Source organism: Pseudobdellovibrionaceae bacterium (assembly GCA_019637875.1).
Lineage (GTDB): Bacteria > Bdellovibrionota > Bdellovibrionia > Bdellovibrionales > Bdellovibrionaceae > JAHBUW01.
This window is the reverse complement of the sequence record JAHBUW010000009.1, coordinates 78,766-103,678: the sequence shown is the minus strand read 5'-3', so window position 1 is coordinate 103,678 and position 24,913 is coordinate 78,766. Positions and strand designations below refer to the sequence as shown.

24 protein-coding genes are annotated in these 24,913 nt (G+C 58.5%); 17 read left to right on the top strand and 7 right to left on the bottom strand.

The genetic code is table 11. From position 1 onward, the window contains the following. Nucleotides 1-56: 56 nt before the first annotated feature. From KF767_12350 to KF767_12325, 6 genes are all read left to right on the top strand, one after another. Nucleotides 57-1,292: a glucose-6-phosphate isomerase gene (locus tag KF767_12350; GenBank protein ID MBX3018675.1), complete on the top strand. Its 1,236-nt coding sequence runs from the start codon at nt 57-59 to the stop codon at nt 1,290-1,292. Nucleotides 1,293-1,313: 21 nt separating this feature from the next. Next, the gene (locus KF767_12345) at nt 1,314-2,267 is read left to right on the top strand and encodes a GGDEF domain-containing protein (protein MBX3018674.1); all 954 of its coding nucleotides are present in this window, start codon (nt 1,314-1,316) and stop codon (nt 2,265-2,267) included. 131 nt (nt 2,268-2,398) lie between these two features. After that, nucleotides 2,399-2,737, top strand: coding sequence for a hypothetical protein (locus tag KF767_12340; GenBank protein MBX3018673.1), 339 nt, complete (start codon nt 2,399-2,401; stop codon nt 2,735-2,737). A 258-nt stretch (nt 2,738-2,995) separates the two neighbouring features. Further along, nucleotides 2,996-3,619: a sigma-70 family RNA polymerase sigma factor gene (locus tag KF767_12335; GenBank protein ID MBX3018672.1), complete on the top strand. Its 624-nt coding sequence runs from the start codon at nt 2,996-2,998 to the stop codon at nt 3,617-3,619. Beyond that, entirely contained in the window at nt 3,616-3,816 is a 201-nt protein-coding gene (locus tag KF767_12330; protein MBX3018671.1) for a hypothetical protein, read from the top strand. The genes KF767_12335 and KF767_12330 overlap by 4 nt, the downstream gene beginning before the upstream one ends. A 127-nt stretch (nt 3,817-3,943) precedes the next feature. Next, nucleotides 3,944-5,659, top strand: coding sequence for a hypothetical protein (locus KF767_12325; GenBank protein MBX3018670.1), 1,716 nt, complete (start codon nt 3,944-3,946; stop codon nt 5,657-5,659). Here the strand turns inward: KF767_12325 and KF767_12320 are convergent. From KF767_12320 to KF767_12310, 3 genes are all read right to left on the bottom strand, one after another. Beyond that, on the bottom strand, nt 5,656-6,729 hold the full coding sequence (locus KF767_12320; protein MBX3018669.1) for an aminopeptidase: 1,074 nt from the start codon (nt 6,727-6,729) through the stop codon (nt 5,656-5,658). The two genes, KF767_12325 and KF767_12320, sit on opposite strands and share 4 nt — an antisense overlap. Continuing rightward, the gene (locus tag KF767_12315) at nt 6,729-7,313 is read right to left on the bottom strand and encodes a porin family protein (protein MBX3018668.1); all 585 of its coding nucleotides are present in this window, start codon (nt 7,311-7,313) and stop codon (nt 6,729-6,731) included. Before KF767_12315 ends, KF767_12320 begins: the two co-directional genes overlap by 1 nt. Nucleotides 7,314-7,376: 63 nt before the next feature. Next, nucleotides 7,377-8,255, bottom strand: a complete 879-nt coding sequence (locus tag KF767_12310) for a TonB family protein (GenBank protein ID MBX3018667.1) — start codon at nt 8,253-8,255, stop codon at nt 7,377-7,379. A gap of 171 nt (nt 8,256-8,426) precedes the next feature. On the opposite strand from KF767_12310, the gene KF767_12305 reads away from it, so the two are divergent. From KF767_12305 to KF767_12285, 5 genes are all read left to right on the top strand, one after another. After that, nucleotides 8,427-8,969 (top strand): PilZ domain-containing protein, encoded by a 543-nt coding sequence (locus KF767_12305; GenBank protein MBX3018666.1) that lies wholly within the window; start codon nt 8,427-8,429, stop codon nt 8,967-8,969. 76 nt (nt 8,970-9,045) lie between these two features. Further along, nucleotides 9,046-10,389, top strand: a complete 1,344-nt coding sequence (locus KF767_12300) for a PhoH family protein (protein ID MBX3018665.1) — start codon at nt 9,046-9,048, stop codon at nt 10,387-10,389. Nucleotides 10,390-10,404: 15 nt separating this feature from the next. Beyond that, on the top strand, nt 10,405-10,815 hold the full coding sequence (locus KF767_12295) for a MaoC family dehydratase (GenBank protein ID MBX3018664.1): 411 nt from the start codon (nt 10,405-10,407) through the stop codon (nt 10,813-10,815). A 105-nt stretch (nt 10,816-10,920) separates the two neighbouring features. Next, nucleotides 10,921-12,021, top strand: coding sequence for an OmpA family protein (locus tag KF767_12290; GenBank protein ID MBX3018663.1), 1,101 nt, complete (start codon nt 10,921-10,923; stop codon nt 12,019-12,021). A gap of 4 nt (nt 12,022-12,025) precedes the next feature. After that, nucleotides 12,026-13,432 (top strand): cadherin-like beta sandwich domain-containing protein, encoded by a 1,407-nt coding sequence (locus KF767_12285; GenBank protein ID MBX3018662.1) that lies wholly within the window; start codon nt 12,026-12,028, stop codon nt 13,430-13,432. Here KF767_12285 and KF767_12280 read toward each other — a convergent pair. Both KF767_12280 and KF767_12275 read right to left on the bottom strand, forming a co-directional pair. Beyond that, complete coding sequence (locus KF767_12280) at nt 13,429-14,427, bottom strand: serine hydrolase (GenBank protein MBX3018661.1); 999 nt, start codon at nt 14,425-14,427, stop codon at nt 13,429-13,431. The genes KF767_12285 and KF767_12280 overlap by 4 nt on opposite strands. Nucleotides 14,428-14,573: 146 nt before the next feature. After that, the gene (locus tag KF767_12275) at nt 14,574-15,062 is read right to left on the bottom strand and encodes a hypothetical protein (GenBank protein ID MBX3018660.1); all 489 of its coding nucleotides are present in this window, start codon (nt 15,060-15,062) and stop codon (nt 14,574-14,576) included. Between the two features lie 186 nt (nt 15,063-15,248). Here KF767_12275 and KF767_12270 point away from each other — a divergent pair, with 186 nt between their 5' ends. The 6 genes from KF767_12270 to KF767_12245 all read left to right on the top strand — a co-directional run bounded on the left by KF767_12270 (nt 15,249) and on the right by KF767_12245 (nt 22,811). After that, nucleotides 15,249-16,037, top strand: a complete 789-nt coding sequence (locus tag KF767_12270) for a TIGR02147 family protein (GenBank protein MBX3018659.1) — start codon at nt 15,249-15,251, stop codon at nt 16,035-16,037. Nucleotides 16,038-16,039: 2 nt separating this feature from the next. Next, the gene (locus KF767_12265) at nt 16,040-17,041 is read left to right on the top strand and encodes a hypothetical protein (GenBank protein ID MBX3018658.1); all 1,002 of its coding nucleotides are present in this window, start codon (nt 16,040-16,042) and stop codon (nt 17,039-17,041) included. Between the two features lie 167 nt (nt 17,042-17,208). Then, a complete protein-coding gene (locus KF767_12260; protein ID MBX3018657.1) occupies nt 17,209-19,122 on the top strand; it encodes a S9 family peptidase in 1,914 nt (637 codons plus the stop codon). 99 nt (nt 19,123-19,221) lie between these two features. Beyond that, a complete protein-coding gene (locus KF767_12255) occupies nt 19,222-20,922 on the top strand; it encodes an ABC transporter ATP-binding protein (protein MBX3018656.1) in 1,701 nt (566 codons plus the stop codon). A 78-nt stretch (nt 20,923-21,000) separates the two neighbouring features. Then, nucleotides 21,001-22,194 (top strand): hypothetical protein, encoded by a 1,194-nt coding sequence (locus KF767_12250; GenBank protein ID MBX3018655.1) that lies wholly within the window; start codon nt 21,001-21,003, stop codon nt 22,192-22,194. A 215-nt stretch (nt 22,195-22,409) separates the two neighbouring features. Then, on the top strand, nt 22,410-22,811 hold the full coding sequence (locus tag KF767_12245) for a hypothetical protein (GenBank protein ID MBX3018654.1): 402 nt from the start codon (nt 22,410-22,412) through the stop codon (nt 22,809-22,811). Here the strand turns inward: KF767_12245 and lipB are convergent. Then, nucleotides 22,804-23,478, bottom strand: coding sequence for a lipoyl(octanoyl) transferase LipB (lipB, locus tag KF767_12240; protein ID MBX3018653.1), 675 nt, complete (start codon nt 23,476-23,478; stop codon nt 22,804-22,806). The genes KF767_12245 and lipB overlap by 8 nt on opposite strands. Further along, entirely contained in the window at nt 23,471-24,913 is a 1,443-nt protein-coding gene (lpdA, locus tag KF767_12235) for a dihydrolipoyl dehydrogenase (protein ID MBX3018652.1), read from the bottom strand. The genes lipB and lpdA overlap by 8 nt, the downstream gene beginning before the upstream one ends.

Below are 24,913 nucleotides of genomic sequence, written 5' to 3'. Positions count from 1 at the left end.
ATAATAGGCCGCGCCAAGAGTGTACGGGCGGGAAGAGTCCGCCTAGGTTCTCTGCCATGATCAAAATCCTGTCGCGTCCCTCCGAAGTTTCCGCTCCCGCCCTCGAACAAGCCACCCAACATTTGCGGACCGTGCTGAAGCGCGCGGATTTGGGATTCACGCAGCTTCCCGCCCGCGCCGCCCTTCGCGAGTCGTGCCGGGCCGAGGCGCAGCGTCTGCAAAAGATGTCGAAGCGGCTTTTCTTCTTCGGCATCGGCGGGAGCTCGCTCGGACCGCAGTTTCTGGCCGACGTTTTCGCGCAACCGGGCCAAGTGACGATCATCGACAATCCGGATCCCCACTTCGTGAAAAAGTCCCTCGGCGACGCCAAAACCTGGAGCGACGCCGCGTTCGTGTTCGTTTCGAAATCCGGAACGACCCTCGAAACCCTCTCGGGCCTTCAGTACGTGCACGATCAACTCGCGACCCTCGATCCCCGTTGGACCGACCGTGCGCTCGTCGTGACCGAGTCCAAAGCGAGCCCCCTCATGAACTGGGCGCAAGCGAAGGGCGTGCGCCAGGTTGAAGTGCCCCTGGACGTCGGCGGACGCTTTTCGGTGCTGTCGCCGGTGGGGATGTTCTTGGCGGAATACCTCGGTCAGGACGCGAAGGCCTTTCACGACGGCGCGGCGTGGGCCGCAACTCAAGACAAACTCGTCGCGGAGCTGACCGCGCAGTCCCTGGCCAGCTGGAAGCGCGAAGAGTGGATCACCCAGTTTTGGACTTACAGCTCTTCGATCCGAAACCTCGCCGCGTGGATCGTGCAGCTGTGGGCCGAGAGTCTCGGTAAAGCGAAGGACCGTCAGGGGAAAACTCCGGCCCGCGCGTCGTCGCCCGTCGCGGCGCTGGGCGCGAACGATCAGCACTCCATCCTTCAGCAGGTCATGGAAGGGCCCCGCGACAAGTGGGTCGTCCTACACCGCGTCGCCGATTTCGGGGGCGATATCCAGCTGGCGGCGTCGCCGGTGATCCCCGAACTCGCCGAGATCGGTGGCAAAAAATTGGGCGAAATCCTGAACGTCGAAGCGCGGGCGACCGCCGAAGCCCTGCGCCGTCAAGGTGTCTCGGTTTTGGAGCTGGAACTCCAGGACCTGAAGCCCCAAACCATCGGGGCCGTGCTTCAGACTTGGATGCTGGTTGTCGCATCTTTGGGCGAAGCCCTGGACATCAATGCCTTCGACCAGCCTGGAGTCGAGCTGGGCAAAAGACTCGCCAAGGGAATCCTTAAAAACGGAGTCTTGCCGGAGCTTTAAAGGCAGCCCATACTATGAGGGATGTCGCAAAGTTCTGGAGCCAACAACCAGCAATTCGGGAGCGATGACCTCACCGAAAAAACGAGCATCGTCACGGGCGAGACCTTCAACGGTCTGATGCGTCCCGCGGACGAGGCGCCCCCCGCACTTGTGGTCCTTCTGGGGCCGCAAGGCTACGTCGGAAAACAGTACGCGCTCGTCCAAGCCGAGTACGTTCTGGGCCGTTCCGTCGATTGCGGAATCCACCTCGATGACAAATCCGTCAGCCGCAACCACGCACGTCTCGTGATCGTGGGCAGCGAAGTGACGGTCGTCGACCTCGGCTCGGCCAACAAGACCGTCGTGAACGGCAACGTGCTGAACCCGATGGCGCCGATGAAGCTGAAGAACAACGATCAAATTAAAATCGGCAATCTGATCCTGAAGTTTCTCGAAAAAGGAAACTTGGAGGCGATCACGAACCGCGAGATGAACGAAAAGGCCGTGAAAGACGGTCTGACCGGCGCGTACACCAAAGGCGCCCTCATCGAACGCGGTCCCGAATTGATCAAACGCTCGGAAGTTTTGAACGAAGAGCTCAGTTTGATCGTGCTCGACATCGATCACTTCAAAAAGATCAACGATCAGTACGGCCACGCGGCCGGCGACGTGGTTCTGAAACAGCTTTCGGATGTCATCTCCACGAAGGTGGTCCGTTCGCAGGATTTCTTCGCCCGCTACGGGGGGGAAGAGTTCGTGATTCTGCTCGCGCACACGCCCCTGCGTGCGGCGGCTGAAGTCTCGGAGCGGATCCGCGCGACGGTCGAGTCGACGGCGTTCATGTCGGAAGGGAAACGTATTCCCGTCACCGTCTCGGTGGGGGTGGCGACCCGTAAGTCCGACGAGGACGTTTGGGACACCTTCTTCAAACGGGCCGACACCGCTCTTTACCAGAGCAAACAAAACGGCCGGAACCGGGTCACGATCTCTCAGTAATAATCAGATTTGAGAACGCGGGTGGCCCCCTTCCGGGACCCACCCTGTGAATACGTCAGGCGTCACGCGCGGCCGTTGAGCAGATTCCGTTCTCCTTGGTACTTCTCGGTTCCCCCAACCAAGGAGACTCCATGAAACATCTGTTCGTGATCCTGTCCCTGATCCTGCCCGCGACCTTCGCTCAAGCCGAAATCCAAACCGTCTGCGGGATCTACCGCACGGAAAGCTCCGACGGCATGCTGATGGTCATCCGTAACTACCTTGAAGTGTCGTCGGGTCCGATGACTCCGGCCTTCCAAGAGTTCGAGCTGGCCGCGGCCGGTGAGACCTACAGCGAAGTCCAAGAGGCCGGCCTGATTATTGACTCCCTCGTGGAAGGCCAGCGCTATTGCCTGAAGGGCGAAGTTTACCAAAAACCCAACTACGACCTGGTCCTGATCCCCGAGTCGATTGAGCCCCAGGTTCCGTAACACCAAGTCCCTAACAAAATTCGTCCCTGGTTCGGATCGCCACCGGCTTTCAGCGGGGGGCGATCCAACTCGCACCGCCCCCTTCGCGGGCCGTCTTAACGCCAAATTCACCAGCTTCGAGCCCGCCTTTTCGCGGAGCCATTCTGCTACCGATTTCAGCAAGAAGTTCGTGGTCCCCCCGTTGCACAAAGGAAACAGCGGGGGCCGCGACGAAAAATCGTTTCCCCCATTCACCGAAAGACAGGGGGGGCGTGTCTTATGGGCGAGAGAGAGATTTTTGGGAACGAAGATCTTCAGTGGATTGGCCAAATTCGCGCGGGACAAAGGACGTCCTTCTCTCATCTGGTGCGAAAGTACCAGAAGAGTCTGCTGCGGGTGAGTCTGAGGTTCGTGAAGGACCTCGCGACCGCGGAAGATGTCGTGCAGGAATCGTTCATGAAGGCTTATGAGCGCCTGGACAGTTTCGAAGGTCGAGCGAGTTTCAAGAGTTGGTTGTTCCAGATCGCGGTGAACACGGCGAAGAATAAACTTCGTGAGCGTCGTGACGGTCACTCCGATCTGGATTCGGTTCAACTGTCGATTCCCTCGGTGGCGGAAGAGTCTGTCAGCCACCAGGCGCTGTCGAAGTTGATCCACAAAGCCGTCGAGGAGCTCCCGTTTCGTCAGAAGACGGCACTGGTCCTGCGCATCTTTGAAGACCTGAGCTTCAAAGAGATCGCCGAGATCATGCAATGTCCTTACGACACGGCCAAGGCGAATTACCGCCACGCCCTTCTGAAACTCAAAGATGAATTCGAAATGGACACGGAACTCAAACACTGGAACTTCGATGAGGGAGGACTCATGGAACTCCAGAAAAAACGGACGGAGGTCGAAACGTGATGGTCGATACCAAACCCCGCAATGCAGAGGTGGAGTGGCGTCCCCCTGACGTGGAAGAGAACGATCCCATCGAGGAGATTCTAAAAGGCTATGACTTTCAGGCGCTACATGACCGGATCATGCTCGCGCTCGAAATTAAACCCGAAGCCCGGCCCGCGCTGAGTGCGGTCCCGGTCGAGAAACGTAAGATTCAATAGACTCAAAGGCCACATCCTTGTGGCCTTTGTTTTTGGTTAAACCCGCCTCAGTCTGAGACGGGGGGGGCACCCCGGTTCGAGAACGAAATTCGCTTACGCTAAACTGAGAACCTCACCAGGGGGATGTGTGGGGAATTCCAAGTGGCGTCAACCGTGGATGCTCGCGACGCCGATCGCGCTCATCGCGCTTCTCTCGTTCCAAAATTGCGGTCAACATTTGCAAACCTCCGAGCTGTCCTCCGAGGCGCTCGATACGCGGTTTTTTGCCGCCGATTCCGACGGTCTACCGCGCCTGTTGCGCGATGACGATCCGAACTCGGGTCTGGACGTGCGCGCTCCCGCCGACATCGACATCGGTCGCAGCGTCTTGATCACCGATCACCGCGTGCTCGACAAAGTGCAGGGGCGGGTCGACTTCGCCGTGAAGCTCGGTGATTTCTACCATTACGTCCGCGACAATCTGAATACGCCCGACGACAAGATGCGCGCGAAAAGAGCCGGCGAGTTCTTCGCGCGGATTTTCGAAAACGCCGCCGAAGAGCAAGCGGCGCACGCGCAAGTGAAGGACGCGAGCCTGCGCGTGGGCGACGTGCCGAACGCGGACCGCCGGATGGACCGCATCTTCACGACCTGGCGCTCGGCCGACACGCTTTACAAGCAGAGTCGCCAAGAACTTCAGGGCTCGCCCTTCCGGCTGTTGGCGGTCGCGAATTTGATGGATCAGGCGGGCAACATCGACGACCGCGGCACGACCGAACCCACGCAAAACGCGCGGGCGCTCGGCGAGGTGCACCTCGTTTACGGCTTCGTCGATCCGACCTACGAAAAGAACGGTCGCGTGTATCCGCAGACTTTCGTTTTGAGTTACCGTTTACCGATCCTGGAGTGGCGTGACGGGCGACTGGAGTCGCTCAAAGGCGGTAATAAAGACGTCGACATGGATAAGCTCATGAAGGACGACGCCACTTGGCGCTGGCGTTTGAAGTGGTGGGCGCGTCTGTGGGCGGGGCTTTCGCAGTACGCCCCCACCTCGCCCGAGTACCAAGCGCGCCTGGCGCGGATCTTAGAGCTCGCGGTGCAGCCCGAGAACTTCATGAACATCCGCTCCAATACGAAGATCAACGAGCGTTCGTTCGAAATGCGCGAGTGGTACCTGCTGAACACGAACCTGCAGCTGATTCCACGTAAACCGCGCGCGGAACCCTACCGCTGCTTGTCGGGCGGTAAGCTATTGACGAAGTTCGTGAACAGCTTCTGGCGCGCGGACAAGGGCGACCTCGATGTTTTCGGTTACAAGAAGCCCGCGGTCGGCGTCGCCCGTCGCAACAGCAACGGTTATACCGTCTACCGCGACGTCGCGGTCCCGTTCTTCGAGAACCTGACGAACGCCGACGGCGTGAAGATGGGATCGGACGGCGTCGCGGCTTCCTTCGACGGCTGCGGTCAGAACAAAAACAACATGCCCTACGAGATGTGGTCGGACCAGCAAGAGGAAAAGTCGCCGCGTTTCACCGCGCCGTTCGCGACTTTCCGTGACGAAGGACAAATCTGGAAGTTGGCCGCCGGCGCGCCCGAAGAGCGCCGTCACGCCTTCGCGATCCGCACCTGTTCGGGTTGCCACAGTCAGGAAGGCGCCGCGAAAGGCTTCCACATCTTCCCGCGCGCGCAAGGCGCGGACGCGCAGCTCTCGCCGTTTCTGACCGGACGGGGGGCGAACAAATTCACCCACGCCGGCGTCACCTACAAGTACACGCAGCTCGCCGACCGCCAGAAACATCTGTACCGTGCGTTCGAGCGTCAGGCCGAGTTGTACGAGGGGCTTCAGCGCCGCGATACGGATTAATTCAACTTCGCGAGAAGGACTTCCTTGGAAAGCCCGGTCCACTCTTTGAGGGTGGCTTCGGGCTTTTCGACTTTTTCCAGCAGATGCGCGAGGCGAATGAAGGTCGGGAAGTCGCCGCCGATGGTGTCGAACACCGTTTGGAAGTCGCGCAAATCGCCCAGATAGGTCTTGTATACCATCAGGCGGGCGTTGTTCAGCTCCAGCTCCGGGAAGCGTTTGTACGCGTCGGTCTTCAAGCCGGGTTGGACGTCGCTCCGGAATTTTTCCTGGATCTGTTTGATGCGCGCGATCTTCTGCGCGGGATCGCGCCCCTCGGCCGGAAGCGCCTTGTACCAAGCTTCAAGATCTTTCAGCTCTTTCGAGATGAAATCCGCGAAGACCTTCTCGTCGGCATTTTCGTCACGAATCTGTTTTACCGTGGGCGATTCGGGGCCTTCCTTCGCGAAGTAGAACGCTTCGGCGCCTTGGTTCCCGAAGAAGGTGGCCAGCCGCTCGTTGAAATCGGCCGAGCTTTTCACGTACAGGGTCGCGTGGGTCGACTCGTGGATGATCGTGTTGACCAGATCGTGATCCTTCGCCCGAAGCATGGACGAAAGCAGCGGATCTTGAAACCAACCCAGCGTCGAATACGCCGAAACCCCGCGCATATAGGTGTCCAGTCCCTGCGCGCGCAACTCGAGCTCTTCTTCTTTCGCTTCGTTTTCGGTGAAATAACCTTTGTAGGGGACTTTCCCGACGATGGGGAAACTCCATTGGTGCGCCTTCAGTTCCCAGGCGGGCGCGGCGCTCACGACGTAGGTGACCGATGAGCGATCCAGCTGCACGTACTTGGTGTAGTTCTTGGTGGGTTTGAGCCCCAGCTGTTTTTCGCCGAACTCGCGCGCTTCCTGCGCCAATCGCAGTTTGCGTTTTTGTTCTTCCTCGATCGCGGGATCTTGCAGGGCCTTTTCGATGGCGACGCCCGAAGTGAGCAGACTCAGCTGACCTTTGGCGGACTTCAAAAGATAGTTGATCTGGCAGCCCGCCAAGAGCGGCACAAGCAGCGCGAGGGTGGTGATCCGCGCGCGCATTAGAACATCCAGGAAATTCCGGCGCGGCCGGTGGCGTCGTCGGCGGTCTGGCTGCCTTCGATGGGCGTGCGGACGACGTCGTAGCTCAGTCGCAGCGACAGCGACTCGGTCACGAAGATCTTCGCGCCGACGCCGACGCTCGGACCCATGCCGGGCTCGGGTCGCACTTCGAACGGAAAGTCGCCATCGATTTGGATGTTCTGTTTCTTGTTGATGTAAGCGACCCCGGCCTTCACGTAGGGCTGAAAGACCGCCTTACGATCCGGAACGATCAGGTACTGCAAGTTCATTTCGTAGATGTCGGATTTTTGCGTCACGGTCCGCGTTTGCGTCGAGCCGACCGTCGCGACTTCGCTTTCCTTCTTCACGAACAGCGAATTCGTGTAAGCGCCTTCCAGGGCGATGCGGTCCCACAGGTAGAAGGACATCGACACCGTCGCGCCCTGCGACTCGCTGGTGTTTTTACTGTCGAAGGTCACCTTCTTGTAATTGTACATGAGGCTCACTTCGGTATAGACGGCCTGCGCGCGCGCGCCCGCGCAAACCACGACGACTAGACTCAAAAGACGGATGAGGTTTTTCACGTTTTCAGTCTAACACCGGCCTCCCGTGCGGGTGAGCGCGAAGCGACTGGACGTGACCAATGGCTACCGAATGGTGGGGCGGCCTGGACCTTCTCCCAGCGTGGTGGGGCGGTAGTGCACGGTGAAGGAGTATTTCAGATGGATGAGGCCGTCGTCTTCCACCATTTCCGCGGGCGGATTGGGGAAGCGGCGCGCGCGGCTGAAGGCGTCCACGGCGGCCCAGTCGAAACCTTCGATGCTCGAGGATTTCAAAAGCAGCGCGCGGTGGAATTCGCCGTTCGGCTTCAGCTGAATTTCGACGTGCGTGACCCACAGATCGCCCGTTTGTTTCAGGAAGTCGCTCCGGGGTGTCCGGTTGATCGTGTCTTTGACGTAGGATTCCCAGTTGTAACGGATCAGTTCTTCGACCCGCATGAAGAACGAGTAGAACAAATAGCGATCGGTGTTCAGCGAGGTGAAGCTGCCGACCTCAAGCTCGCGCGGAAGCGTCTCGCCGACGGTGGAAAAGCCGGGGGGCAGATTCGCGATGCCGTCCCCGGGGGCGCGTCGCTGCCCGCGCGTGCGGGGCGGTGTTTGCGCGACGACCTCTTCGGGATCGCGCGGGCGCAAACGGAACAGGTCGGGTTCTTTGGGCGGGCGCAGCCGCTCTTCCGCGACGTCACCTTGCGGAGTGGGGGCGCCGGGGCGGGCGCGGTTCTGGGTCATCCCGCTTTGGGCCGCACGCCGCTGCTCGCGCACGCGTTGGCGACGCTCGGACAAAAATCTTTCGTCGTTGTTGTCTTGGACAAGCATGTCGTCGGGGACGAGGGGCTGGCGCACGACCTGACCGCGTTCGCGCTGAGTCTCGGGGGAGCTCTCGACGACCTCGAACTCAATGCGTTCCCGCTGGGCCTGGAAGGCCTCGGGAGGGGGAAGGAACTGGCTGGCCCAGACGAGCAGCAAGTGAACCCCTAGACTGAGTAAAATTCCCTGTAAGATCCGCATTTTGATTCTGATTCCCGCCAGGTTTGATTCTAAGGTCCTGTCTCAATTTCTGCCACCCGAGCGGGCTCAAGTTGAAACAATTTCTGCCGAAAAGACAAGAGACGGGATTACGCATTTAGAGGGGGCAAAGTGGGCGATATTCTGAAGTTTCCGGGCAGCAAAGTACAAAGCCAAACCAGCGAAGCCAATGGCGTTGAGAACGCTCCGGAATCCCCCGCACCGGCACCCGATGAGGGCCGCGTCCTTGACGTCACCCAACGCATCCAGGAGCGCCAGGCGGAAGACCGCCGCCGCGTGAAGCGGGTCGTTTTGAACGAGTTCATTTCGGCGCACGTCTTCGTGGCGGGCCGTGGACTCGTCAAAATCACCATGAAAGACATCCACGATGGCGGATTGGCCTTCGATATCGACGAGCGCCAGGGGCAGTTCACCCGCGGCGAGACACTCGAAATCCGCTTTTATCTGAATCACGAAACCTACTTCAAATTCAACGTGCAGGTCGCGCACTCGAGCTTCGTGGAAAACGAAAGCGTTTACCGTCACGGGACGGCGTTCATCGGCGAATCGCTGAATAACGTGGCGTTACATCACTTCACTCAGTTCCTGCAGACGATTTCGGCGTCACTCCGTACGGATACGGGCGACCGCATTGTCTCGAACATCTACTCGTAAAGCCTGTAGACAAGTCCAGTCCAGTTCGCTCCAATGGAAGGACGGGGTCCACGAAGGACTCCGCAAGGAGCGAAATTTGGCGCGCACGAGTGAGAAGGAATCCACGGGTAAAACGAAACGTCGCAAAATCGTCGTCGATACCAACGTCATCCTGTTCGATGCTTTGGCCATCATGAAGTTTCACAATTCGGATGTGCACATCCCGATCTCGGTGATCGAGGAAGTGGATCGTTTCAAACGGGATCCGGGTGAAAACGGACGCAACGCCCGTCAGTTCAGCCGCTTCGTCGATACCCTCCGTGAAAAGGGCAGCCTCGCCCAAGGCGTGCAGCTCGAGAACAACGACACCATCATGTACATCAGCCTGGATTTCCAGATGAGCGGAATCCCGGTCGAGCTGGATCAAGAGAAAGCGGACAACCGCATCCTCGCGACGGCGATGTCGCTGCAGAAGCAGTTCCCGCGCAGCCAAGTCGAACTGATCACGAAGGATATCAACCTGCGTATCAAGGCCGATGTCATGGGCATCGACGCCCGTGACTACGAGCCCGACGGCAATTCCCAAGAGGATCTGTACGAAGGTTACCAGGAGATCGAGCTCAGCGCCGCGCAGATCGACACCTTCTTCCGCGAAAAACGCTTCGTTCCCGACATGAAGCTACTGGCAAACCAGTACGTGATCATGAAGGACGTTTCGAATCCAAATCACAGCGCGATCGGCCGCTACAGCTTCGCCGAAAAAGCGGTGGTTCCCGTTCTGCAACAATCGAACGGCATCTGGGGTATTCACGGCCGCAACGTCGAGCAGGCGTTCGCCTTGGATTGTCTGCTCAACGACGAGATCTTGTTCGTTTCTTTGGTCGGTAAGGCCGGAACCGGAAAGACCCTCCTCGCGATCGCGGCGGGTTTGCACAAGACGCTGGATGAAGGCGTTTTCCAACGTCTGCTGGTCAGCCGTCCGATCTTTCCGATGGGCCGCGACATCGGTTATCTGCCCGGTGACATCGAGCAGAAGCTGAATCCTTGGATGCAGCCCATCTTCGATAACGTCGAATTTTTGATGGGTGCGGACAAGAAGGCCGCGGGCCGCGCGCAGGAGCTGATTAACCAAGGGATGCTCAATATCGAGCCCCTGACGTACATTCGCGGTCGCAGCATCCCGAAGCAGTATTTGATCGTGGACGAGGCGCAGAACTTAACGCCTCACGAAATCAAAACGATCATCACGCGCGCGGGTGCGGGGACTAAAGTTGTTTTGACAGGCGACGTTTACCAAATTGATAATCCGTACGTCGATTCTGCGAACTCCGGTCTGACCTACGCCGTCGAAAAGTTCAAGGGCCACGCGATTGCGGCCCATGTGACTTTGACGAAGGGCGAACGTTCGGCACTGGCGGAACTCGCGGCGAATATTCTGTAAGGAGAACTGTCGAAAATGACGCCGGCTGTAGGTACGGTCATCACGGAAAAGATCACGATCACCGACGAGATGATCCGCAAATTCGCGGAGGTCTCGGGCGATTACAATCCGATCCATATGGATGAAGAGTACGCCAAAAAAAGCCGGTTCGGTCGTCGCATCGCCCACGGCATGCTGTCGGCCGCGTTCATTTCGCGGGTTCTGGCGATGAAGATCGGTCACGGCGGAATTTATCTGGGGCAGACCCTGAAGTTCATGCAGCCGATCTTCATCGGTGACGAGATCACTCTCGAACTGACACTCACCAACTTTCGCGCGGAACGCGGTCTCGCTTTCGTGGAAACGATCGTGAAGAACCAAGCGGGTGACGTCTGCGTGAAGGGCGACGCGACGATCATGTCCCCGGACGCCATCAAGAAGAGCTGATCGGCTCTTCAAAATTCCCAAATTGAACGGCTATTTGGCGATTCGAGAAGGAATCCTCATCGTGATTCCCATGGGGCTTTGGTACGGCCTTCCGATAAGGAAGACATGACGTACTTTACCAAAGTCACTCTTCGCTCCCCTGTCGCACTGGCGGTTTTACTCTCGACCTCTTTCGCGCTCGCGCAGAACCGGTTCGCCGGTAGCGTTAGCGCCGGTTTAGGTCTCGGACGCACGGAAAGCGCCGACGCCGGATTGGCCGCGCGTACGATGAACGCGGCCTCCGTCGACGCTTTGGTGGGCTACCGCCACGAGGCGTGGGTCTTCGGTCTGCACGGGGATTTACGTTACCAATACCAGATGACTCCGCTGTCCGAGGTCAACCAGACCAATCTTCGCGGAAGCGGCTATCTGCTGGGGCTGGGTGCCTCTTACCGCGTGAACAAGAACTTCTACACGATGGCCGCCTTGGATCTTTTCGGTCTTTATGATTTCGCCGAGCCCACCAGTACCGGTGATCGGGATGAACTGCAGAAGCCCTTGGGTCTGCGTCTGAAGGCGGGTTACTTCTGGAGCGAAGAACTGCCGCTCAGTGTGGATGCGGATTTACAATGGGTGAGTTTCCAAACTTTCCGTTTGGCCGGGCAAAACCACGACTGGCGCACGACGCAAACTTTCGCGGCGGTCGCGCTCACGTATCACTTCGGCGCACCGGCGATGGCGGGCAGTGCCCCGGCCGTCGTGGAAGCACCGAGCCCGACCCCGGTCGCCGAGGTCACGCCCTCTGCGCCGGATCTTGAAAAATCCCTCGCCCAAGTCGGTGACGTCGAAAGAACCGCGGATAGTTTGAAGCTGAAAATCGAAGGCGATGGATCGTTCCCTCCGGGGAGCGCAAAGATGACGGACTCGGCCCGTGCGGTTTTCACGTCGGTGGCCGAAGCCCTCACAAAAACCGGAAGCGACACGCACATTCGCGTGGAAGGTCACACCGACACCTCGGGCCGCGCCCGGGAAAACCAGCGTCTGTCGGAAGAGCGCGCGACGGCGGTGCGGGAATTTTTGATCGGCCAGGGGCTGGCCGCCGAACGTATCCAGGCCGTGGGCTTAGGGTCGCAGAAACCGATCCGCGATAACGCCACGAAAGCGGGACGTGCCAAAAACCGTCGCGTCGAAATTCATATCGTCACCCCCCAAGGGCAACAGGAGTAGAGTCATGATGTTGAAAAATCTGATTTTGTGGCCCGTATTGGTTTTTGCTTTGTCCGGCTGCGTGGACGGTGGCTATTCGATGCACTCGTCGCAGAAAGCGCCTCGTCCACTGAGTGGACTGCAGTTGTCGATCGGTGCGTTGACTCCGGATTTCGATACCTCCGTGAGCGACTACACCGTGGTGTTGCCGTTCGCCTCGACCAGCATGGACTTTTCGTTGCTGTCGGAAACCCCGGATAGCACCTTCAAGATCAATGGACAGAGCGTCCTCGCCGGCGAGGCTAAGACTCTCGCGCTGACGTTGGGGGATAACCCCGTCGTGGTGGAGGTGACCGCGGCCGACGGAACGGTGAAGACTTACAATATCGTCGCGAAACGTAAACCCGATCCCCTCAACTTGACGGGACTGGCGCTCTCTTCGGGAGAGCTGACTCCGGGCTTCGCGACGGCGACCTTGAACTACAGTGTACTGATGAGCGATGTTCCCCCCAATTTCACGGTAACGCCGACCGCGGCCGATCCGGAAACGAAGATCGAAATCAACTTCAACGGCAGTGGATTCTCGGAAGTGTCGTCGGGTGTGGCCAGCGCGGCTTTAACCCCGGCGACGCCTCTCCCTTCGAATAATACGCTCGAAGTTCGCATGACGTTCGGGGGACAGACGCGCACCTACTCGGTCGCGATCACTTACGGAGTTTGCGCCGCGGGAATGTATTCGAACGGTGTGAACGCCTGCGTCCCGGTGGGCGCGGGTTGGTGGTCACCGGCGAACGACAACGGCCGCACGGCCTGCTCGAATAAGCCCGCGACGAATGCGCGCTACACCAGTCCGACGGCGAAAACGCTGAACTGTCCGTGGACGTGCGATGACGGTTATCTCAGTAACGGCAGTGCCTGCGTGGCCAATCCGGATGCGGTGGTGCTGAGCTGCGCGGACGACGAGGTCGGCGTGGGATTATGGGGACGTTCGGGCGCGATCATCGACCGCTTGGGAGTCCTGTGCGCGAAATTCGAAGATGGTCAGATCGTCGGCCCGGTTCGCCAAGGACCCCACTACGGTGGGATGGGCGGTGGACCGTTCACGAATATCGGTCCCGCGGCGTGTCCCGCGGACCACGCGCTTTACCAAGTGGAAGGGGACCTGGGAACCTTCGGAAGCCCCAGCCAGGATCGGACCGGTCGCATTCGTTACGTCTGTAAACATCTGACGAGCGGAGTGTTGGTCACCGTTAAGCCGACCTCAACGGACTACTGGGGAAGTGGCGCTACGCGTGGCTCCTTCAGCTTCCATTGCGGTGATGGCGTTCCCGGAAGCCCCTATGAGTTCGGTGAATTCCTGAACGGGATCATCATCCGTAAGGGCCTGGATCCCAGTTACACGAGCGATACGCTGGGCGTGACCTGTCGCTAATTGCGTTCCGCCGGAGCCGAGACCTCTTGATAAACGGCCGCCGAAACTTCGGCGACCGACTTAATCAGATTTTGTAGGTTCGACCCGCGCGACATCACGCAAAGCAAGTAGGGTTGTTTGGGTTTATAAATGATTCCGCAGTCGTGGAACTGCTGAACGTCGGTGTCCACGCTGCGCTCACCGAATTTGTGAGCGACCTTGATGTCGGGGGGCACGCCGGCGGCCAATCCGTCCTTGAACAAAGACTGGCTCAACAGATGGAGCGAGGCATTCGACCACTTCCGGGTCAGGAACGTGGCGTTGAACAAGATTCGAAAAATACTCGCGTAGTCACGCACGGAGATATAGGCGTCATCGCCGACGAAGCTCAAAGTGACACCCATCGCTTGCAGCGTCGGGATGACGTCGGCTTCGGGATGTTGGGTCCCGAGCATGATCGTCGCCGAGTTGTCCGACTGGGTGATCATCCGGGCCATCAGCTCGTCGGTCGTGTAGTCCTCGCCCGGAAGTAGCGGGGCGGGCGGCTGCACCAGCTGCACGTGGTTCGTGGCATCGTGTTTGGCGGGATCGTAGACGATTTTCTCTAGAAGGATATCGGGACTTTCCTCGGCTTTGCGCAGATAGCCGATCATGATCGGGACTTTCAGAAGGCTCGCGCCCGAATACTTCGCATGGGGGTTGATGCTGAAGCTCGGACCATTGTTGAGGTCGCGGAACACCAGGGACATCTCTTGAAGTTGGTGGCGCGTCTTGAGTTCTTCGATCAGCTTGCGGATATGGGTTTCGATTCGATCCTGCGGATAGAAGGGAACGTCTTCCGGCGGTCGGCACGCCAGTAGCGGATTGATCAAATCCGTTTGGCCCAGATGAATCTCGGTTTGCTGTTGGGCCTCTTCGATGCCTTCAAGAATGTTGGCGCCGATCAGGCCCGCCGCGAAAGCCGAGATGGCGACCACGGTAAGCGATGCAGAAAACTGACCCTTCGAGATATTCATGATGAGAGCCCTTAGTCAGAAACGGGGAGTCTAAGTTCCTTTTAAGGATAACGGAAGCCGTGGGGCATTCAAGGACATTGAAATAGAAAAGGGAAGGCCGTCGGCCTTCCCTTTTAAGAGTCTAAGCTGTTCGAAAGCGACTTAACTTAGTTGATCGCTTCGATACGCATTTTGTTGATGCCGACTTGAGCACCCAGACCGCGCATCACTTCGACCGAGATGTTCAGAGCGATGTTGGGGATGTTGACGCGAACCGCGGTGAACGCGCCCGCACCCAGTGCGAAGGCCGCGCGACCTTGGACGACCAGATAGTTGCCCAGGAGGTCCGAAGGTTGGTTGTTGAACAGGCTGATTTCCGCTGCGCCACCGACGAAGTCGAAAGTACCAATCGCCAGGTTGAGGGCGACGGGCTCAGCGCCGATCGTCACTTTCACGGGCTGAACGTATTCGCCACCGATCAGGTCGGTGCAACGGATTTCGCCGTAAGCGACCGATTTGAACGAACCGACGAGGATCTGCACGCCACGTGCTTGACCTTCGAAGCCCAAAGCGCAAACCCATGCGGGACGTGCTTCACCAGCTTGAGCTGCAAAACCGATCAGCGAGAGAGCGGCCGCGACGATAAACTTTTTCATCTAGAATCTCCTGTTTTTTGGGACCGAAGTCCGTTTGTTGTTTCAATTCCCGGGGCTGGAAATAGGCCAGCCGTGCAGGTTTTGCCAAGCCCCTCTCGAAACAAGGTGTTTCGAACCTTAAAACTCGAAACACATTGTTTCGAGTTGACGCCTTTGCTTCATGGCGATTAGACCGAGCCTCCATATATGAAGGATGGCCGCTTTTTACTGATTCAAGAGATGACCGAGCGCCGTACGCGAAATCCGTCGTACAGTTTGCGGGCCTTTGCGCGGGACGTGGGGGTCAGCCCGGCGGCCCTTTCCCAATATCTGAATCGTAAACGTGAACTTTCGCCCAAGAACCGCAACTCCATCGTGACCCGGCTGGGGCTTTCGCCTTTGGATGCCGCGAGCTTTGGCGGGAAAGCGACGCGCGCGCCGTCCTCTTTGGATGTCACAAAATCCCATGCCGTCCTCAGCGAGGACGAGTTTCAGCTGATCTCGGATTGGGTTTCCGTCGCCATTTTGAACCTCGCTCGTTTGAAAGCGAACGTCGCCGATCCCCAGTGGATCGCGGAGCGTCTGGGTTTGAATTTGGGCGAGGCGCGTGAGTCTTTTGACCGTTTAATGAAGTTCGGATTAATCAAAGATGTCGAGGGACGGATGGAGCGGACCGCGCGTCCCTTTGTCACCTCGACCGATGTGCCCTCGGCGGCCATCCGTCGATTCCACGCCGGACTTCTTCGGCGGGCCGAGCACGCTCTGCTGAATTTACCGGTCGAAGCGCGGGATATCACCGCGATCACGATGCCGGCCGATCCCGCCAAGCTGTCGGAAGCGAAAAAAATTCTACAGCGGACGCGCCACCGTATTTCAAAACTCATCGGCGATTGCGAAGACCCGCAAGACGTGTTTGTTCTCGCCATGCAGCTGTTTCCAATCACCGAGAGTCGAACGAATAGCCGCCCGAAGGGCCAAACACCGAAGGGGAACTGAAGATGAAAAAGATCTTTCTGGGAGTCTGTGTTTTGTTCGCGATGATGTCCACCGCACAGGCGTGGCGGTTCGGGGGGGATGACGTCGGTAACGGCGGGGGCCTCGCCGAAAAGAATATCCTGCAAGCGCTGGCCAACTTGGATTTCTATTCGAAACTTTGCCTGGACGGCGTTCGTTGCAATCTCTCCGAAAAAGAACGCGGCATCCTGAGCGAGATTTTGCGGACGCTGCCGAAAGCGAAACAAAACGTCGACTTGATCGTTTTCGCCTCAGAAAAACGCGCGCCGGGAACTTTCATCATCGACGGTGAACCCAAAGTCGCACGTACGGGCTCCACGGTCGGTCACCCGATCTACGTGAACATCGACATGCTCTATACGTTCAACAAAATGAATAAGCTTGAGCCCATCAGCTTGTCGCAAGCGACGGCGATCTTGATTCACGAGCTGGGGCATCACGTCTCGAAAGCTTCGCACTTAGAGCTGGATCTGCTGGGCGTAAAGGTCGGCAACGTTCTGCAGGCGCGCATCCAATCGACGCCGGTCTTGCCCTGGAGCCAAGATGTCGAAGCGAACATCGTCTCGGGCGACGAGGTCGAAAGCTTCCCGCAAATCCTGCTGACCGTCGGCGACGAGATGTGGGACCTGTCGAAAACCTTCCGCGCCTCGGTGCATTGCCCGGTCTTCACGCTGCCGATCCCGATTCTGCCTTTCCCCGATCTTCAGTTCGGCAAAAAGCCGCCGCTCGGCGTGGTCTACCACAACGTCCACTGGGAAAAGGGTGCGCAAAACGACGGCGCCGGCGAGTACCGCATCACCGGAAACCTCACCCACGTCTGCCCGACGGGCTCATCAAAACTGTCGCTGGTGAACTCCTTCCGCGTCAAAATCGACTTCTCAACCAAAATGAGCGGCAAAAAACCGGTGCTCGATACCCAATCCTTACGCATCAACCAAACCTACGAACCCTGGTACAAGCTGGTCCTCTTCAATCTGGGGAACTGAGGGTACGCGCTACCTTCCAGAAGGTACCTGCTACTTTCCGGAAGGTAGCAGCTACCTTTCGCTTGTGCGTTATCACTCTCAGGCTGCTTTCTTCAGCAGGTGGCCTGGATTCGTTACTGCCAATTAGGGCGAGTTTGTGGTGAATTCCGTGCCACACGGAGATCATCATGACGAAACCGCACATTCTGACCGAAGAGCGCATCCGTTCCTATCTTGAAGCCCAGGCTTATCGTGGCTTCCATATCAGCGAAGACGAAACGCGACTTTATTACTTCGAGCAGGAGCGGCCTAAGCTCGGCAGTCAAGGTGGAGCGCCGGTTCAGTTGAAGTTGAAGCGGGCATTGCAGAAACTCGGCACCGGCGGGCGCGGCGATTTCGATTTTGAAAACGCGCAGACTTTGTCGGACGAGGATTTCCTGAAGCTGTCGGTCATGATCGCGGAGGAAATTCCCGAGCGGCAACAGCTGCTCTTGCACATGGACGTCGCGAACGAGGAAAAGTACAATCTCTACCTCTTGGATCTGCGCACGGGCACCCGCCGTCAGCTCACGCGTGAAGGTCAGGCACTGATGCCGGTGCTTTCGGCCGACCGCAAATCGGTGTGGTACAACTCGCGCGTCCCGGCGGAAGGCGGCGGCTTCGTCAGCCACCTATGCCGGGTCGATCTCGATTCGGGCGAATCCGCGTCGCTGCTGAACGACGGCGCGCTGGAGGACAAACTCAACTTCGTGACTCCGTGTGAAGTGACGAAGGATCGCGTCTTCATGTTCATGGATCGCGGCGGTCGTCGCCAACATTTCCAACTCTACGATATCGATTTGCGCACCGGCGAGCGCAAGCCCTGCCTGCCGCCGGACTTCGCGGAGTCGCGGAATTACCTCGCGTACCACCGGCCGATCAACGGACTCATCTACTTCACGAGCGTGAAGACCGGTTACGACAATTTGTACGTTTACGATCCCGCCTCGGGGCAAGTCCGACAGCTGACGCACGCGACGACGAAAAACGACACGGGACTCGCCGGCTTGGGTGAGGGGCGTGAGCCTTTCGCCTACCAAATCTTCGACCGTATGCCGAATCGCGACGCCGAGGTCGTGTTCTTCGATCTGGAAGGGCGCGAGATCGAGCGTGAAGTTCATGACAATGTCCTGCGCGCGGTTCGCCATCACGGCTCTTTGTGGGTGGCGGAAACCGCGATGACCCGCGAGCCCCGGTACATGCGCCTGCGCCGGAGCCTTCGTGGCGACCAAGGCCCGCGCCTGGGTTTCACGACGCTGCGTGGGGGCGGCGCGGACTTCATCCAGTGCACGCGCGAGATCGTGCGCTACGCGAGTTACGACGGTCTCGAGATTCCGGCCTTCCTCTTCCGTCCGAAGGGGCCGATCCGCGCCGCCTTCGTGATCGCGTTTTACGGCGGCGAGGATTACTTCGCTCCGAAATACCAAATGTACCTCGAGCAAGGCATCGCGATTCTGAGTCCCGCCGTGCGCGGCAGCTGGGGCTGGGGCCAAGAGTGGGAGAATAAACTCAAAGGCGATCTGGGCGGCGGCGAAATCTTGGACGTCATCTGGGGCGCACGTTTTCTGGCGCAGACGTTGGGCCTTCCCGAAAACAAAGTCGGTGTCGAGGGTGGAAGCCACGGCGGTTACGCGGTTCTGCGCACGCTCACGATGCCGGCGGATTTCCGCGGCGTGAACGCGGATTTCGACTTCGGTTTCGGTCTGTGCTGGGCGGGCTTCGCCGACCTGGAAGATTTCATGCGCACGAGCTGGATCTCGGATTGGCTGGTGGATCTGCTCGGTCCCTACGAGGGGAACGAGGCCCTGTACCGCGAACGTTCACCGGTGCGGAACTTCGCACGTCTGCGGACGCCGCTGTTTGTCGCGCACGGTAAGAACGATCGCCGTGTGCCGATCTCGACGATGACCGAATTCCTTGAAAAACTCGCGGGCGCGAAAACTCCTCACCGCATCCAGATTCAGGACGGGGAAGGGCACAAGGGCGGCGGCGTCGATAAAGACGTGGCCGCGGCGAAAGATGAATTTGAATTTTTGAACGCCGTTTTGGACGGAAAGGTTTAGTTCGTGTCGAAAGAAACAAGTGTTGGGCGTTTACGCCGGTTTTTGAAGTATGCGCGTCCCTACCGCGGGCGCTTCTATCTGGGCGCGTTCTATTCGGTGATGAACAAGATCTTCGACGTCGCTCCCGAAATTCTGATCGGGATCGCGATCGACGTCGTCGTCAGCCAGAAGAACAGCTTCGTCGCGCAGCTGGGGTTCGTGACTCCGGCCGAGCAGATCGGCTTTCTGGCGGCGCTCACATTCATCATCTGGGTGTGCGAGTCGATCTTCGAGTATCTGCTTTTGATCACCTGGCGGAATCTGGCCCAGGATATTCAGCACGAGTTGCGTACGGATGCCTACGCGCATTTACAGAAGCTGGATCTGGGCTACTTCGAGGATCAGACGACCGGATCGCTGGTGGCGACCTTGAACGACGACGTCAATCAGCTCGAGCGCTTTTTGAACGGTGGCGCTTCGAATCTGATTCAGGTCGCGACGACCGTCGTGATCGTAGGGGCGGTGTTCTTCTTCATTTCTCCGCTCATCGCGGTGTTCAGCTTCCTGCCGATCCCCGTGATTTTGTGGGGAGCGTTTTTCTTCCAAGGCAAAGCGGCTCCGCTTTACTTGGACGTGCGGAACAAAGCGGGCGCGCTCGCTTCGCGCTTGTCCAACAACATCTCGGGCATCATGACGATCCAAAGCTTCACGATGGAAGACCGTGAGGCGCAGGCGCTGAACCGGGAAAGTCGTGAGTACTTGACCGCGAACGGCAAAGCCATTCGGGTGAGCTCGGCGTTCATTCCCTTGATCCGCATGGCGATCCTTTCGGGCTTTCTGGTCACGTTGATCGTCGGCGGGCAGAAAACCATCGCGGGCGAATTGAACGTCGGTCTATACGGCGTGCTCGTGTTTTTGACCCAGCGGCTGTTGTGGCCGATGACCGGGCTGGCCGAAACCGTCGATCTATTCGAACGCTCGATGGCGTCCGCCGCACGGGTGCTGGAAGTTTTGCGCGCCCCGATCCGTATCCGCTCGAAGGACGGCGCGGTAACCGCGGTCGATCCACGCGCGACGGTGAGTTTCCGGCACGTGGACTTCGCGTATCCGGGACGCGTGGCTTCGGTGCGTGACGTCTCTTTCGATGTGCGCTTCGGTGAATCCGTGGCGCTCGTCGGTCCGACGGGTAGCGGAAAATCGACGCTCGTGAAATTGCTCTTGCGCTTTTATGAACCTCGCGGCGGCGAAATTGTGTGGGGGGACACGAAGATTCAAGATCTGGATCTTTCGGTCCTTCGCCGTGCGGTCGCGTACGTGGGACAGGACGTGTTCCTATTCTCGGGTACGGTGGCGGAAAACATCGCGTACGGCTCGGACGGCGAAATCTCGCGCGCGGAAGTCGAGCGTGTCGCGCGACTGGCCAGTGCCGATGAATTCATCGTGAAACTTCCCGAAGGCTATGACACGGTCGTGGGGGAGCGCGGGCAGAAACTCTCGGGCGGACAGCGGCAACGCTTGGCGCTCGCCCGCGCGCTACTGAAGCGTGCGCCCGTTTTGATCTTGGATGAGGCGACCAGTGCCGTGGACAACGAAACCGAAACGCTCATCCAGCGCGCCATCGAATCGCTGCGCGGGGAGCGGACGATCATCACGATCGCGCACCGTTTGTCCACGGTGGTGGCCGCGGATCGCATCTTGGTCCTTGAAGCGGGAGCCATCGTCGAGCAGGGAACCCACTCGGACCTCGTGGCGAAGAACGGGCTCTACGCCCAGCTCCACCGCTTGCAGAGCGCCGAAGGCCGTCGCGAGTACGAGGCCTAGTGAACGCGAAGGTCCAGTTCGTTTCATCTTGAAACGGGCGAAGCTCAATTGCGGGCTTCGCTTTGCCGATGTAGAGGCATGACCAAGCGGCTTGTCCTACTGAGTTTTTTCGTCTTCTCGGGTGCATTGAACGCGCGGGCCATGGAGCCCGTCGATTTTCAGTATTACCTGATCTCGCGCACCTTGTTCGAGTTCCAGCAGGTGAAGAGCGTGAACGACTTCGTCGCTCGTTACACGACCAACTGGAAAGAGGAAGATCGCGCCGCTTTCAAAAAATACTCAAGGTCGCTGAAGCGTTGGCCCGAGATCCAGCAGGACGGGACCGCCGCACGTTTTAAGATCGGCAAAGATGAACTGCGCATGGACTTCCGCGAGATCTCGCGCAAGGTCGTGTACCTCGGCAAAGTGCGCATCGAGCTGAATCATCACGAAACTTTCCTGAAGCAGATCGAAAAGGCCCTCGCCCAGCCCGGCGCGCAGGAGTCGGCGCTTTACCGCGCGTTCGTTCCCGAGGCCCATGCCTTGGCGCCCTTCGTGGCGATCCCGTTGGCCTTCGTCGGGGTGGCGATCGCCAACAAGCTGGTTGATCGTTATGGCGACCGCGCTTTGGACGCGACCGAGTACGGGGCCTGTTACCTCGGCATTGAACAAGCCAGCTGGGAGTATATGAAAACGACCAAGATGTGCGAAAAGTACATCGAGGCACAGAAAAAAGTCGTCGCGGAAAACCCCACGGTGCTCGCCGCGAAACCGGCGTTGGTCGACAGCAAGCCGGGCGAAGCGCCCATCAAAACCGCGGGCGAAACCTGCGGCGAGATCGGTGACGTTTCCAAAGGGAAGCAAGAGTACAAGGCCTTCTACCAAGTTCTCAAAGAGGGTTTGGAGTTGCGGGTCAGCGCACAGATCGACGGAACGAAGCTCGGTAAAATCGAGATGTACGACGCGAAAACCGGCAAGCTGGTGGTTCGTTACAACGCGAATGCCGACAACACCCTCAGCGAAATCTTGGTGCCCAATCCGAAGCGCACCGGTGAGGCGACGGGTGAAAAAGAGGGCGGCGTCGTGCCCGCCGAAATTTCGCTGCCGCTGGTGGCGAAGCTCGACGATCCCGAGCAGGCCGCGCTCCGCACTTTGTATCTACGGATCTACCAACACTTCGGTGATCGTTTGACCTCGTGTAAAGCGAAGACCGCGGATCGCATCGCCGGTGAAGTGAAGAAACGCGAAGATAAAATGCGTGAGGCCGGTAAGCCCCAGGACAGTCGTCAGTAGAAGCTTGCCGAAGTTTGATCAACTCGCGCCTTCAAGAAATACTCAAGATCGTTGAAGCATTGTCCCGAGATCCGCAGTCTGATCGCCATCGCACTCGAGAGGTGGGGCAGGTTCATGCTTTGGTCTTGGTGATCCCGATATGTATTCCTTGGATATTTCCTCTTGATTACTATGGGGGACAGAACTCAACCAAGGAGATCGTTTTGACAGCTTTGATGAAGTTTTCCATTTTGCTCAGTGTCCTCTTTTCGGCGGGCTGCGCGAGCGTGAAATACAGAGGTTATTCGAACGGCGAGGACTTTGCGAAAGTCGCCGGGGAGCAGAAAGGCAAGACGCCCAAGCAGGTCGTCGCAAGCATGGGCCAACCCATGGGAGCCTATTATACGAACGGCTCGAAGGACGAATATCTTTTGTACTATCCCGTCGGCGCGAACGAGATGGGGATGATGGAGGTCGTTTTCAACAAGGAGATTCAGTGTCACTGGTTGATGTTCGAACGCGGCAAGCAATTCGTCTTCGACGGTGAATATCACTCCAAGCCGAATCAGGCCGAAAACTGCAGCATGGACACGCTGAAAGCGCGCGGTCTCGTGCTGGATGACAGCTTGGTTAAATAAGCGTTGATTGAAAAACCCCGGCGAAATGGCGAAGCAGCTTCGTCTGCGTATCCGCGATTTCGACCGGGCGACCCAGTAGTCTCTCGAGTGAAGTCATCACATTCGTATTGAAACCGCAGGGGCGAATTCCCTGAAACGCGGACGGATCATCCAGCACATTCATCGCCAAACCGTGGAACGTGACCCAGCGGCGGACACCGATGCCGATCGACGCGAGTTTTTCGCGGCCGACCCAGACGCCGGTTTCTTCAGTGGCGGGCTCGACGCCGGGATCTTTGGCCTGCAGGCTGCGGCCTTGGGCTTCGATTCCGTATTCGGCGACGGCGCGGACCATGACCTCTTCGAGCGAACGCAAATACCAATGCAGATCCCGGCCCGGTAGGCCCGTGCGGGGAAAATCCAAATTCCAGATCGGGTAAATCACGATTTGCGAGGGGCCGTGGTAAGTGGCGCGACCGCCACGAGCGATTTCGAAGGTGGGGCCCGACCAGCCGGTTAAATCCTCCGCGGTCGTTTTGCGGCCGAGGGTAACGGTAGGCGGGTGTTGGCAGGCGATCAAGTAACCTGCGGACTTTTCATCCGCGACTTTTTGAACCAGTTCTTCCTGCCGACGGAGGGCTTCATCGTAAGCGATGAGCCCCCAGTCTTGAAAAATCAACTCAGACATTGGCCGACGGAGTCGTCGCTTTCGCCAAAGGCTTTTGGATGATGTGGATCGCGTGACCCAGCGTCGCTTCCGCGGCCTCCATCATCGTTTCGCCGAGAGTCGGGTGCGGGTGGATCGAAAGTGCGAGGTCTTGCAGACGCGCGCCCATTTCAACTGCGAGAACCGCTTCCGAGATCAAGTTCGAAGCTTCGGGACCGACGATGTGCACGCCGAGAAGAATATCGGTCTTGGCGTCCGCGATCATCTTCACGAAACCGTCGGTTTCCATCATCGAAACCGCGCGACCGTTCGCCGCGAACGGGAACTTGCCGATCTTCAGCTCGTAACCTTTCGCCTTGGCTTCCGACTCCATCAGCCCCGCCGAAGCGATTTCGGGATCGGTGAACACGACGGCCGGGACGGTCTTTGCGTCGTACACGCGGTTGTGACCCGCGATGACTTCCGCGACCATCACGCCCTCATGCGACGCTTTGTGGGCGAGCATGGGCTGGCACGCGATATCGCCGATGGCGAAGATGTTCTTCGCGGTCGTGCGGCGTTGCGCGTCCACTTTGATGAAGCCTTTTTCGTCGATCTGGATGCCGGCGGCCTTCAAGTTCGCCTGGTCCGAGTTCGGACGGCGACCGACGGTCACGAGGATCTTTTCGGTTTTGATCGTCTGTTCTTTGCCGTCGATTTCGACGGTCACTTCATAGCCGTTTCCGGCTTTCTTTTGACCCTTCGCTTTCGCGTTCAAAAGAACCTTCACGCCTTGCTTGTTCAGCTTACGCGCGACGACCTGGGCGCACTCGGGATCGACCACGCCGTTAAGTAACGCGGGCATGGCTTCGACGACCGTCACTTCGCAGCCCATCTTCGACAGATAACCCGTGATCTCAAGTCCGATGTAGCCGCCGCCGATGACGACGAGCGATTTCGGAACCGCGTCCATCGCCAGCGCGCCGGTCGACGACATGATCGTTTTTTCGTCGAAGGTGAAGCCGGGGATCTGGATCGGACGCGAACCGGTCGCGACGATGAAGTTCTTCGCGGTCACAGACTCCGTGCCCTTCGAAGATTTCACGCTGATCTCGGTTGCCGATTTGAATTCCGCCTCGCCCATCAGGATGGTGACGCCATAGCCGCCGAGGAGCTGCTTCACGCCGCCGGCCATCTTGTCCGAGACCGACTGCTTCCACGCCACGGTTTTTTTGAAATCGACTTTGATGTCCTTGATTTCAAAACCCATGGTCGCGGCGTCGTGCTGCGCGCGGTGCAGGAAGTGCGCGGCGGTGATCATCGCCTTCGAGGGAATACATCCCACGTTCAGGCAGACGCCGCCGAGGTATTCGCGTTCAACGATCGCGGTCTTTTTTCCCAGCTGTGCCGAACGGATCGCGGCGACATAACCGCCGGGACCCGCGCCAATAACAACCGTATCGAAAGTCTGTGCCAT